This window comes from Streptomyces sp. RK62, from assembly GCF_018070255.1.
Lineage (GTDB): Bacteria > Actinomycetota > Actinomycetes > Streptomycetales > Streptomycetaceae > Streptomyces > Streptomyces nigra.
Genome location: NZ_JAGPYD010000012.1, coordinates 225,586 through 237,809, shown reverse-complemented (window position 1 = coordinate 237,809; position 12,224 = coordinate 225,586). Strand labels below are relative to the sequence as shown.

At 71.6% G+C, this 12,224-nt stretch carries 11 protein-coding genes; 2 read left to right on the top strand and 9 right to left on the bottom strand.

Annotated features, from left to right (window positions below; translation table 11 throughout):
- Window positions 1–322 precede the first annotated feature (322 nt).
- Entirely contained in the window at window positions 323–907 is a 585-nt protein-coding gene (locus tag KBY32_RS24250) for a TetR family transcriptional regulator (protein WP_055620244.1), read from the bottom strand.
- Window positions 904–2,433 carry an MFS transporter gene (locus tag KBY32_RS24245; protein ID WP_210981604.1) on the bottom strand — a complete coding sequence of 510 codons (1,530 nt, stop codon included), beginning with the start codon at window positions 2,431–2,433 and terminating at the stop codon, window positions 904–906. Before KBY32_RS24245 ends, KBY32_RS24250 begins: the two co-directional genes overlap by 4 nt.
- 271 nt (window positions 2,434–2,704) lie before the next feature.
- On the opposite strand from KBY32_RS24245, the gene KBY32_RS24240 reads away from it, so the two are divergent.
- Window positions 2,705–3,712, top strand: coding sequence for an NADP-dependent oxidoreductase (locus KBY32_RS24240; RefSeq protein WP_055620242.1), 1,008 nt, complete (start codon window positions 2,705–2,707; stop codon window positions 3,710–3,712).
- Between the two features lie 25 nt (window positions 3,713–3,737).
- The gene (locus KBY32_RS24235) at window positions 3,738–4,790 is read left to right on the top strand and encodes a zinc-binding dehydrogenase (RefSeq protein ID WP_210981603.1); all 1,053 of its coding nucleotides are present in this window, start codon (window positions 3,738–3,740) and stop codon (window positions 4,788–4,790) included.
- 10 nt (window positions 4,791–4,800) lie between these two features.
- Here KBY32_RS24235 and KBY32_RS24230 read toward each other — a convergent pair whose 3' ends face one another.
- From KBY32_RS24230 to KBY32_RS24200, 7 genes are all read right to left on the bottom strand, one after another.
- The gene (locus KBY32_RS24230; protein WP_210981602.1) at window positions 4,801–5,193 is read right to left on the bottom strand and encodes a hypothetical protein; all 393 of its coding nucleotides are present in this window, start codon (window positions 5,191–5,193) and stop codon (window positions 4,801–4,803) included.
- Between the two features lie 85 nt (window positions 5,194–5,278).
- Complete coding sequence (locus KBY32_RS24225) at window positions 5,279–6,688, bottom strand: glucoamylase family protein (RefSeq protein WP_210981601.1); 1,410 nt, start codon at window positions 6,686–6,688, stop codon at window positions 5,279–5,281.
- Window positions 6,689–6,850: 162 nt separating this feature from the next.
- Window positions 6,851–8,053, bottom strand: a complete 1,203-nt coding sequence (locus tag KBY32_RS24220) for a glycoside hydrolase family 1 protein (RefSeq protein WP_210981600.1) — start codon at window positions 8,051–8,053, stop codon at window positions 6,851–6,853.
- Between the two features lie 146 nt (window positions 8,054–8,199).
- Complete coding sequence (locus KBY32_RS24215; protein ID WP_210981599.1) at window positions 8,200–9,069, bottom strand: carbohydrate ABC transporter permease; 870 nt, start codon at window positions 9,067–9,069, stop codon at window positions 8,200–8,202.
- Window positions 9,066–10,037 (bottom strand): carbohydrate ABC transporter permease, encoded by a 972-nt coding sequence (locus tag KBY32_RS24210; protein WP_210981598.1) that lies wholly within the window; start codon window positions 10,035–10,037, stop codon window positions 9,066–9,068. The genes KBY32_RS24215 and KBY32_RS24210 overlap by 4 nt, the downstream gene beginning before the upstream one ends.
- A 15-nt stretch (window positions 10,038–10,052) precedes the next feature.
- Window positions 10,053–11,297: a sugar ABC transporter substrate-binding protein gene (locus KBY32_RS24205; protein WP_210981597.1), complete on the bottom strand. Its 1,245-nt coding sequence runs from the start codon at window positions 11,295–11,297 to the stop codon at window positions 10,053–10,055.
- Between the two features lie 468 nt (window positions 11,298–11,765).
- Complete coding sequence (locus tag KBY32_RS24200; RefSeq protein WP_247689894.1) at window positions 11,766–12,209, bottom strand: hypothetical protein; 444 nt, start codon at window positions 12,207–12,209, stop codon at window positions 11,766–11,768.
- Between the last annotated feature and the right edge of the window lie 15 nt (window positions 12,210–12,224).

Below are 12,224 nucleotides of genomic sequence, written 5' to 3'. Positions count from 1 at the left end.
GTGCCAGGTGGTGCCAGGCAGTGCGCGGGAGCAGGATTTTGCAGTGATTCATCGAAATATTGCAGAGCAGTGTGGGCCGGTCTACAGTCACGGCAGCACAAATTTCACCAGAATCGCTCAGTGACGGGCGCGGGAGGCGCTGCGGCGACGGAAGCCGGACCCCCTCGGCCCTCAACAGCCGTACGCACCACGGTCACTGGGCCACATCAGGAAGCACTGCGGCCGCGCGACGACCTGCCGTTCACTTACGCACCGACAGCGCAAGTGAACGCAAAGACGCGCAACTTCTTGCGCAGCGATGCCGCGCGCAGCGCACACACTTTCAGGGCGTCAGATACGCCTGCACGGCCGGTGCGTACCGCTCGACCAGTTCGTCCACCGCCGTGGCACGCACGTCCGTGCCCCGCGCGATGCCGTACATGACGCCCAGGCCGAGGAGGGTGGCGACGGCCAGTTCGGCGCGCAGGCCCGCGTCGGGGCCGTCGAGGCGCGCCGTGATGCGCTCGGTCACCTGGCGGCGGAAGTTCGCGCGCAGGATGTCGCCCTGCTCGCCGTGCAGCGGCGCGAACACGATCCTCAGCAGCGGGTCGGCGCCCTGCTCGGACTGGCTGACCAGGACATGCCGGACCATATGGGCGCCGAGCCGCTCCAGCGGCGCGGCCAGCAGGGCGTCGGCGTCGGCCTCGAAGGACATGACCTGGGCGAACAGGGTGTCCTTGTTGCCGAAGTACTTGAGGATCAGCGGCGGGCTGACGCCGGCGCGGTCGGCGACGGCCTTGAGAGTGATGTCGGCGTGCGCGTGCCGGGCCAGCAGATACCGGGCGGCCCGGAGGATGGCCGCCTTGGTGGCGGCGGCGTCCCTGCGGGCCGGTGTGGGCGTGACGGGTGGAGTGCTCACGGCACTCATGCTCCCTCCAGCGCCTCGTCCCGCGCGCCCCGGGGGCCGTCCTCGGTGCCGCCCTCGATCCCGTCGTCCTTGGGACCGCCCTCGGCTCCGTGCAGGACGCCTTGCGCGCGGCCGGCCGGTTCCGCCGGGATGCACCAGGCGGCCACCGCGGCCACCAGGGCGACGGCTCCCGCCATCACGAACGCCAGGAGATACCCGTGCAGGGTCGGCACCGGTACCCCCGCGACAGGACTGGTGTGGTGCACGAGGATCGCGGCCACGGCGGCGCTCGAACCGGCCTGGCCGATCGTGCGCATCAGCACGTTGACGCCGTTGGCGGAGGCCGTCTGCTCGGCCGGGACGGCCCGCAGGATGAGCGTGGGGAGCGCCGAGTACGCGAGCGTGGTGCCGACGGCGACGACGGTGGCCCCGGTGATGATCATCCACAGGTCGCGGCTGTCGGCGATGCGAAGGGCGTACCCGGCCGCGATGACCAAGGCGCCGAGGGCGAGCGTGACGCGGGGGCCGCGCGCTGCGGAGATCCGGGCGGAAACGGGCGACAGCAGCAGCATGACGACACCGCCGGGCAGCAGGCACAGGCCGGTGGCCACGATGGACAGCTCCAGCCCGTACCCGGTGGCCTCGGGGGCCTGCACCAACTGGGCCGTGACCAGGGTGTTGGCGTAGAACGCGAACCCGGCGAGCAGCGCCGCCACATGCGACAGGCCGACCCTCGGCCGGGCCACCAGCCGCAGGTCCACCAGCGGCTCCCGCGAGCGCAGTTGCTGTACACACCACAGGCCGAGCACGACGACGGCTCCGGCGAACAGTCCGAGGACCCGGGCGCTCCCCCAACCCCACTGACCGCCCTGGGAGACGCCGAGGAGCAGGCACACCAGTCCGACGGCGAGCCCCAGCGCGCCCGTGACGTCGAAGCGGCCCGGCTGCCGGACCGGGGACTCCCGTACGGCCCAGCGGACCAGCGTGACCCCGGCGGCACCGAGAGCGCTGGTCACCCAGAACATGGTGTGCCAGTCCGCGTACTGCACGATCAGGGCGGCCAGCGGAAGCCCCAGCGCGGCGCCGATGCCCACGGTGGAGCTCATGAGCGCGACGGCCGACCCGCGGCGTGCGGGCGGCAGTTCGTCGCGCAGGATGCTGATGGAGAGCGGGACGACCGCGGCGGCCGCCCCGGACAGGGTGCGGGCGGCGATCAGGACCCGGATGTCGGAGGACAGGGCACACAGGACGGAGCCCGCGGTCATCAGGGTGAGCGCCGCCATCAGGACCCGCCGCCTGCCGTACATGTCGCCGGCCCGGCCCAGCACGGGGGTGAGCACGGCCCCGGACAGCAGGGTCACGGTGACCATCCAGGAGACCGCGCCCGGCGAGGCCCCGGTCAGCGCGGGCAGGTCGGGCAGCAGGGGCACGACCACCGTCTGCATGAGGGCCATGAGGATGCCGCCGTAGGCGAGCACCGGCACGGTGAGCCGGTCCTTGAGGCCGCTCTTGGTGAGCGGCTCGGTTATGTCGGCGGATCGGTCCATCGGCACGTCACTCCAGCGGGGAGCGCCTGGTGGGGCGGTGGGCGAAGAGAGTGAATGGCTATTCACCCTATCTGGTGAATAGCCATTCACCAAAGCCCACGGGTTTCCCCCGCCCAGCCGTCAACAGCAGGCCGGCCCTCCCCCTCCCTTGCTCCCGGCGCCCCGCACCCGTACGCTCACCGGCCATACCGACTGGACGGTAGGTGCACCCGTGAGGGCGCCCCCGTCCACCGGTGGCATCGTTTCGCCGACCTCCAGGGAGCCTCCGCACATGTCCGGAACCAATCACCAGGTACGTCTGGCCGCGCGTCCCGTGGGCGAGCCGCGACCCACCGACTGGGAGCACACGGAGGAGCCGGTCGGCGAGCCCGGCGACGGCGAGTTCCTGGTGCAGGTGCTCTACCTGTCGATCGACCCGGCGATGCGCGGCTGGATGAACGCGGGCCGCTCCTACATCCGCCCCGTGGAGATCGGCGAGGTCATGCGGGCGGGCGCGATCGGCCGCGTGATCGCCTCGCGCCACCCCGGGTTCGCCGTGGGCGACCACGTATCGGGCTCGTTCGGCGTGCAGGAGTTCTGCGTCTCCGACGGGCGCGGCGTGACGACGGTCGACCCGGCGGTCGCCCCGCTGCCGACGTATCTGGGCGCCCTCGGCATGTCCGGGCTGACCGCCTACTTCGGTCTGGTGGACATCGGGCGTCCCGAGCCGGGGCAGACGGTGGTCGTCTCCGGCGCGGCAGGAGCCGTCGGCAGTGTCGCCGGTCAGGTGGCCAAGGCGCTCGGCTGCCGGGTCGTCGGCATCGCGGGCGGCGAGGAGAAGTGCCGGCTGCTGGTGGACGAGTTCGGGTTCGACGCCGCGATCGACTACCGCGGCGAGGACATCCGCAAGGCACTGCGCACGCATGCGCCGGAAGGCGTCGACGTCTACTTCGACAACGTCGGCGGCGACGTCCTGGACGCCGTCCTGCCCCGGCTGGCGCGCGGCGCCCGCGTCGTCGTCTGCGGTGCCATCTCGCAGTACAACAGCACCGAGCCGAAGGGCCCGGCCAACTACCTCTCGCTGCTGGTCAACCGGGCGACGATGACGGGGATGGTGGTCTTCGACTACGCCGACCGGTACCCGGAGGGCGTGGCCCAGCTGGCGGCGTGGCGGGCCGAGGGGCGGCTCACCTCCCTGGACGATGTCGCGACCGGCGGTGTGGCGGCCTTCCCCGACACCCTGATGCGCCTGTTCCGCGGCGAGAACCGCGGAAAGCTCGTCCTGAAGATCGCGGACTGACCGGGCGGGACGGGAGGGGAGAGCGATGAAGGCACTGAGCTTCCACGGCCGGCACGACATGCGGTACGGCGATGTCCCGGACCCGGCCGTCACCAGCCCCACGGACGCGGTCGTGGAGGTGACCACGGCCGGTATCTGCGGCAGCGACCTGCACATCTACACCGGCCATCCGTTCAGCCCCGAGCTCGGCTACACCCCGGGCCACGAGTGCGTCGGCGTGGTCGCCGACACGGGGGGCGAGGTCACCGGCTTCCGGCCCGGCGACCGGGTGCTGGTGCCCGCCTCGGTCGGCTGCACCCGCTGCCGGACCTGCGCCGCCGGCTTCACCGCCCGCTGCGAGCGCGCGACGTCGAGCCTGGAGCTCTGCTACGGCGTCAGCCCGCAACTCCCGGGCAGTCAGGCCCAGTTCCTGCGGGTCCCGCACGCCGACATCAACCTGGTGCGGCTGCCCGAGGGCATCTCCGACGAGGCGGCCGTCGTCCTCACCGACAACGCCCCCACCGCCTGGTACGGCTGCCGCCGTGCCCGTATCCAGCCCGGGGAGACCGTGCTGGTCATCGGTCTGGGGCCGGTCGGGCTGATGGCCGCCCAGTCCGCCTTCGCGATGGGGGCGGCACGGGTGCTCGGCGCCGATCTGGTGCCGGAGCGCCGTGCGTTCGCCGCCTCCTTCGGCGTCGAGCCGGTGGAGGGCGACGACCCGAAGGCCGCCGTGCGGGAGCTGACCGGCGGCCGGGGACCGGACGTCGTGGTGGAGGCCGTGGGCTCGGACGCCACCATCGAACTGGCCCTCAAGGCGGTGCGGCCGGCGGGCCGGGTCAGTGTGATCGGGGTCAGCCACAGCAAGGCGTTCCCGTTCCACATGGGGCTGGCGCAGATCAAGGAGCTCGAGTTCCACATCGGGCTCTGCTCGATCCACTACGAGCTGCCGCCCCTGATCGCCCTCGCGCAGAGCGGCCGGATCACGCCTGAGGCCGTGGTCTCGCACCGCTTCCCGCTCTCGGAGGGCGCGGCGGCGTACGCCCTGTCCGCCGACCGGTCGGACGGGGTCCGCAAGATCCTCCTGGACCCGAAGGGCTGACCGGGCAGGTTCAGGTCGCGCGGGAGCGGATGGTCATGCCGGGGCGCCTGCGGTGCACCGTCACATACGACAGGCCCTGCTCCCCCGCGGCCAGGGCGCGCCGGCTGCCGCGCGGCAGCCACAGCAGCCCGCCGGTCGTGAGGTTCTCTTCGCCACCCGAACCGGTGACGGTGCCGTCGCCCGCGACGACGAGGAGCAGGACGTCGAGGTCGGGTTCGGCGTGCGGGTCGACCCGGCGGCCCGGCGGCAGATGGACGACGTTGGCGTCCAGTTGCCGCCCCGGCTCGCTCAGTTTCCACAGGACCCCGGCCGACGCTGGGGCCTCGGTGAGCGCCGTGACGTCGCACAGCAGCCGCGCGAGCGGCTCCTCCTCCGGGCCGGTCGATCCACCCTGGTCGCCCACGAGCCGTTCCTTCCGATCGGGTGCCGGGGCGATCATACGGAAGCGGCGCGGCCGTCGGGTCCGGCGACGGCCGTGCCGCGTCCGCTCAGATGGAGAACCGCTCCTTGCGCAGCAAGGGCCGCACCCGGCTCGCGAACCCGCCCGTGCGGAATGGGGCCTGGAGCAGTCCGGGGCGCAGCCGCTGGGCGAGCGCGGCGATGACCATGCCCTGGTCGAGGGCGAGGACGAAGTCGCTGACGCGGCCGGTGGTGACGTCGACCGAGTCCCGGAAGCCGTACCGGTCGTCGTAGGCGCCGAAGGCCCGGTCCAGGCCGCGCAGGTTGGCGACGGCCTCGGTGGGCGCCTGCGCGAGGGCGAGGAAGCCGGCGTGCGGGGTGACGACACCGAGCGACCGGTAGCCCTCCTCCTGCATGCCGAGGGCGTCGACGCCGTACTCGCTGTACCCGCCCTCGGGGACGGAGGCCGGGGAGAACCCCCAGTAGCCGTAGCCCTGTTCGGCCAGGCCGTGCTCGATCTGGGCGCGGACGTACCGCTGGTGGGTCAGGCCCCAGGAGCGCGGCGACCACTCGGACTCGGGGACGAAGAGCGGGACCATCAGGGCCTCGAACATCGAGCCGCCCCAGGTGGGGACGACGTCGAGACCCCGGTAGGTGTAGTGCCCCTGCCACACACGGACGCCGTCGATCTCGGTGTACGCGCCGCTCGGCTCCTGCTCCTGGCCCGCGCCGGGCAGCAGGGTGCGGAACAGGTGCCAGTAGTGGTCGGAGGGTACCGAGCCGTCGGCGATGCCGAGGTAACTGGCCATGCGGGGCTCGGTGTTGAGCGCCCCGTAGTGGTGGCCGGTGGGCTCTCCCTTGCCGGGCTTGTCCGGCCAGTAGCCGCCGCGCAGCTGGCCCGGTCCGGCGACCGGGTCCGCCGGGTCGTAGGGCGTGTAGTAGTACGACCAGTCGGCGTCGGCGAGGAGCGCGGCGACGCGCGGGCGCAGGGCGGGGTCGGCGTCGGCGGCGATGCGCAGGCCGGTCACCAGCCAGGCGTTGTCGACGGTGGAGAGGAACGGCCGGACCGGGTCGCCGGTCTCGGGCCAGGCGGTCAGCAGGGAGCCGTCGTGGGCGTCGTACCAGTTGAACCAGAACCCGTGGGCGCGCTCCAGCCGTTCCACGGCGGTCAGGGCGCGGTCCAGACGGCGGTGCATGGTGCTCTCGGAGATGAGCCCGAGTCCGGCGGCGGCGACCGTGGACCACAGGCCGCAGCCGATGTTGGTCGGCGAGGTCTGCGCGGAGGGCACGGGGGTGCCGCCGCCGCTGACGTCGATCTTGTCGGTGGCCAGGCCGAGTTCGGTCGTCATGGCCTCCATCGAGCGGTACGTCGCGGCGAACCACTCGGTGAGCAGGCGGCGTTCGGTACCGGAGGGGGCCGCGTGGGCGGTGAGCGGGGTGGCGCAGGTGAGGGCCGCGGCGGTGCCGGCGGCGGCGGTGATGAAGCGTCGGCGGTTCATCGGTCTGGCTCCCTGGGGTGAGGGGACGGACGGTGCGGTGCCGGGGAGTTGCGAGGTCGAGGCGCGGGCCGGCCGGTGTCAGGGGCCGGCCGGCCCGCGCCTGTCCGGGGCGGCCGTGGGGCGGGGACACGCAGGGGGCGCCGCCCCGCCCGGGCCGGCGGGTCAGCCGCCGATGCGGGGCAGCGCGCGGTCGCGGGCGAGGCCGCCCAGCCAGACCGCGGACGGCTTGGCCGTACGGGCGAAGGTGACGGGGTCGACGGCGATGAGGCCGAAGGTCGGCCGGTAGGAACCCCACTCGTAGTTGTCGAGCGCGCTCCACGCTAGGTAGCCACGGACGTCGAGCCCGTCGTCGAGGCAGCCGGCGACGGCGTCGAGGGCGCCGGTGTAGTAGTCGATCCGGCGGCTGTCGTCGGCGGTCGCGATGCCGTTCTCGGTGACGATCAGCGGGGTGTCGTCGCCCAGGACGGCGGCGGTGTGCCGCAGGGCGTGGCCGACGGCCGTCGGGTAGTACTCCCAGTGGGTGAGGGTGCGCTCGGCGTCCTCGGGCGCGGGGATCGGGCCGTCGGCGCCGATCTTGGTGCGGGTGTAGGACTGCACGCCGATCCAGTCGTCGCCGCGGGCGGCCTCGATGAAGACGTCCTCGCGCGGGTGCCGGTAGTCGGCGGTGATCTGCTCGGCGCCGGGGAGGGCCTGGTACACCTGGTTCGCGATGGTCCAGCCGACCTTGATGTCGGGGTGCCGGTCGCGCAGCGTCTTCACGGCCGCGTGGTGCGCGGCGATGATCGCGTGAGTGGTCTCCTCGTCCGGGGTGGGCAGCCCGGCGGGCGGGAAGCCCTGGTCGCCGGCCTTCTTCAGACCGGCCATCACGGCGATCATGTTGGGCTCGTTGATGGTGCAGACGTACGGCACCCCGTCGGCGATGATCGGCGCGCAGTGCTCGACGTAGCGGGCGAAGAGGTCGGCGGCGCCGTCCGCGGTCCAGCCGCCGCGGTCCTCGAACCACTGCGGGACGGTGAAGTGGTGCAGGGTCACCATGGGGCGCAGTCCGCGGGCGATCGCGCCCTCGACCATCCGGCGGTAGTGGGCGATCTCGGCGTGGGAGAAGGTGCCCTGGACCGGCTCGATCCGGGACCACTCGACGCCGAAGCGGTAGTCGGTGAAGCCGAGCTCGGCGAGGAGGTCCATGTCCTCGTCCCAGCGGTGGTAGCTGTCGCAGGCGTCGAGGCTGGGCTCCTCGATGCCGGCCGCGGGGTCGTGCTCCTTGCGCCACCAGTCGCTGTTGACGTTGTTCCCCTCGATCTGGTGACCGGCGGTGGAGGCCCCCCACAGGAAGCCGTCGGGGAAGGGGGTGGTGCGGTGGGTCATCGTGTGTGGCTGTCTTTCCGTGGGTGGGGGTGTGGGGGTCACATCCGGGCACGACGGCCCGGCCCGGTGGCGTACGGGACGGCGGCCGGGAGGGTACGGGGGGGCGGGGTGGACCTGGTTGCGGCTGGGCCTGCTTGAGGCCGGGCCTATTTGAGGCCGGCCGTGGCCACGCCCTGGGTGAAGTGCCGCTGCAGGACGGCGAAGACGAACAGGACCGGCAGGACCACGAGCAGCGAGCCGGCCATCAGCATGCCGTTGCCGCCGGCGACGGTGCGGTTGGGATCGTTGGCGAAGGTCGCCAGCGCCACCGGCAGCGTGTACTTGTCGGGGTCGTTGGTGGCGATCAGGGGCCAGATGAAGTTGTTCCAGGAGCCGAGGAACGTGAAGATCGTCAGCGTGGCGAGGGCGGGCTTGACCAGCGGCATCACGATCCGCCAGAAGATGTACCACTCCCCCGCGCCGTCGAGCCGGGCCGCCTCCAGCAGTTCGTCGGGGACCTGGAGCATGAACTGCCGCATGAGGAACACCCCGAAGGCGCCCGCCGCGAACGGCAGCACCAGACCCGCGTAGGTGTCGATCAGGCCCATGCCGTTCATCAGCACGTACAGCGGCAGGATCATCAGGTTGCCGGGGACCATGAGTGCGGCCAGGACCAGGCCGAAGACCTTGGAGCGGCCGGTGAAGTCGAGCTTGGCCAGCGCGTAGCCCAGCATCGAGCAGAACACCAGGTTGCTGACGGTCACCAGGACGGCCACGATCGCCGAGTTCAGGAAGTACCGCGGCATGTCGAGCTGGTCGAGCAGGGCGGCGAAGTTGTCCAGCGTCCAGTGGGTGGGGATCCACACCGGCGGGCTGGCCGTGAGGTCCTGCCGGGTCTTGAACGCGGACAGCGCCATCCACAGGAACGGGGTGGCCATCACCAGCAGTCCGAGCGAGGCGACGGCGTACAGCAGGGGCTTGCGCGCGCGTCCGGTGCGGCGCGGCATGTGTGCCTTGACGGCTGTCTCGGCGGTCATCGGGTGTTGTCCTTCAGCAGGCGGAGCTGGAGCACCGTGATGCCCATGATCACGACGAACAGGACGTACGCCATGGCGCCGGCGTAGCCCATGTGGAAGAAGTTGAAGCCCTCCCGGTACATGTCGAGCGACACCGTCAGGGTGGAGTCGGACGGGCCGCCCTGCGTCATCACGAACGGTTCCTCGAAGACGTTGAGGTAGCCGATGGAGGTGATGACGGTGGCGTAGAGCAGGGTGGGCCGCAGCAGCGGGACGGTGATGCGGCGCAGTTCCTGCCAGGCGCCCGCGCCGTCCAGCCGGGCCGCCTCACGGACCTCCATGGGGATCGCCTGGAGGCCGGCGATGCACAGCACCATGACGGTGCCGAGGTTGCGCCACACCGCCATGGCGATGAGCGACGGCATGGCCCAGGTCTCGGAGCCGAGGAAGTCGGGTGCGGTGACGCCGAGTTCGGTGGCGAGGGAGGCGACGAGCCCGTCGGACGGGTCGAGGACGAACCGCCAGACGATGGCCACCGCGACGATCGTCGTGACGACCGGAGCGTAGAAACCGATCCGGAAGAGCGTACGGGCGCGGTCGACGCCGTTGTTGAGGAGGATCGCCGCGAACAGCCCCAGCAGGATGGTCGCCGGCACGCCGACGACGACGAAGTACGCCGTGTTGAACAGGGCCTTGAGGAAGGTCTCGTCCTGGAACAGCCGGATGTAGTTGTCCAGGCCGACGAACTCCGCCTCCAGCGGGCGGGTGACATGGCGGGCCCCGAAGTCGGTGAAGCTCATCAGGAGCGTGGCGACGATCGGGAAGAGCATGAACAGCCCGAACAGCACCAGGAAGGGTGTGGAGAACAGCCACCCGGTCAGGTTGTGCCTGCTCAGGGACCGGCGTCCGCGGGGTGCGGGGGTGCTGCCGGGCCCGGGACTCTTGTCGACGGCCGCGTGGGGGGCGGCCGGTCCTGTCGTGAGGGACATGAGGGGGCTGCTCTCTTACTTCACGAGGCCTTCGATCTGGGACTGGGCCTTGTCCAGGGCGGCCTTGGCGCCGGACTTGCCCTGGGTGACGGACTCGATCGCGGCGTCGACCTTGGAGGTGATCTCGGTCAGCCGGGGCTGGGACGGCGGGGTCTTGGCGGTGTCCATCTGGGCGCGCCAGATCTGCAGCGCCGGGTCCTTCGCGAGCTCACCGGACTCCCAGGCGCCCTTGTGGGCGGGCAGGTCGTTGGTGCGCTCGAACCAGCCGGCCTGGCCCTTCGCGTCGGCGAGGGAGGCGACGAACTCGGTGGCGGCGGCCTTGTGCTCGCTGTCGGCGGACACGGCCAGGCTGGAGCCGCCGGCCATGGACACGGACGCCTTGTCGGCGGGGACGGGGGCGATGGCCCACTTGCCCTTGAGGTCGGGGTAGTTCTCGTCGAGGAGACCGGTCATCCAGGGTCCGCCCAGGAACATCGGCACGGCGCCGGTGTTGAAGTCCTTCGTCACGTCGTAGCCGGGCTGGACGGACTTGTCGCTGAGGTCCTTGCGGAAGAAGCCGCCGTAGTTCTCCAGCGCCTTGACGGCGGCGGGCGAGTTCACGACCGGCTTGCCGTCGTCGTCCAGGACGGCACCGCCGGCCGAGTACAGGAACGGGTAGAAGCTCTGCACGGTGTCCAGGCCGCGGGGCTGGATGGACAGGCCCCACTTGGTGCCGGCCTTCTCCCGGTACGCCTGCGCGGCGGTGCTCAGCTCGGCCATGGTGGCCGGCGCCTTGTCGAGGCCCGCCTTCTTCGCGAGGTCGGTGCGGTAGAACAGCACGCGCGTGTCCACGTACCACGGGACGCCGTAGGCGGTGCCGTCGTACGAGCCCTGCTGCCAGGCGGCGGGGAAGAAGTCCGCCTCCTTGAAGGTCTTGGTGTCGACCGGCTCCAGGACGCCCATGTCGGCGAACTCGCCCAGATAGGTCCCGCCCATCTGCACGACGTCGGGGAGCTTCCCGGCGGCGGCCGCGGCGACCAGCTTCTGGTGGGCGACGTCCCATCCGATCGGGGTGACCTTGACCGTGATGTTGGAGTGCGTCTTCTCGTACTCCTTCGCCACGTCACCGAGCTTCTCGCCCTCGGTGCCCATGGCCCACACGGTCAGGGTCTGCTCGGCGTCGGCGGCCACGCCCGCGCCACCCGAGCCGCCACAGGCGGAGAGGGTGAGCGCTGACGCGAGGGCGAGGGCCAGCGACCCGGTGGCGGCGGCGCGGTTCATGGAGGGCTCCTCCTTGAGCTCTGAACAGATGTATGCGCTGTCTGTAAGCGCATACATCACTCTGTTGCAGCGCTTCGGGGCCTGACAAGAGGGGTTGTGGTCACACTCCGGTAACGAGCGCGAAACCTGCCCGCCGGCCCGGGCGGCACCCCTGCCACGAGGCCGCGCGGTCGGCGGTGCACCTGCAACGTAGGTCGGATCATTGCATAGGGAAAGGATGTGTGATGTATGCCGCGGGGTCCCTGCGGGGCGGGTGTGGGCGCGGCCTGCGGACGGGGCGGGCCCTGCCCGGCGGGGGGCTAGGCGCTGGCCTGCGGGCTCCTCTGGTGGCAGGTGCGGGGGCGCGGGCGCTGCGGGGCGCTGGAGGGCCGGGCGGTGGCATGCGGGGCGCCGGAGAGGCGCACATGGCTTTGCTGCCGCGACCCGGCGGGCGGCCGAGCCGGCGGTCGGCCGACGCGGACCGCTTCGTCAGTCGGCGTAGTACTCGTCGTAGTAGGCGGAGTGCTCCCCCACGGAGAAGTCCTCGAACTGCCCGCACGCCTCGAGCTCCAGCAACCGTTCCAGTGCCGCGGCGGCGGCAGGTGCCGGATGGGCCGAGAGGTGGGCCTTCGTCGCCTCGAGTCCGTGACCGAGCAGCAGCTCGGCGTCGATCGAGCAGGCCGCGTCGAAGCTGGACTGCTTGGCATCCCAGATGCGGAGCACGTCGTCGAGGTCTCCGCCGTTGAACAGGTGGACACAGCAGAGCTTCATCACGAGGGTGTTGCCCTCGCCCTGGCCGCGTCGCTCACGCGCCGCGTGCTCCGCGAGGAGTGCACGGATCTCGTCGAGGTCCGCCCCGACCGGACGAAGCCCGTAGCGGCGCAGGCATTCGTCCTCTTCCGTGCCGTAGTCGTCCATGCCGACTTCACTCATACCCGTCCCCCGTGA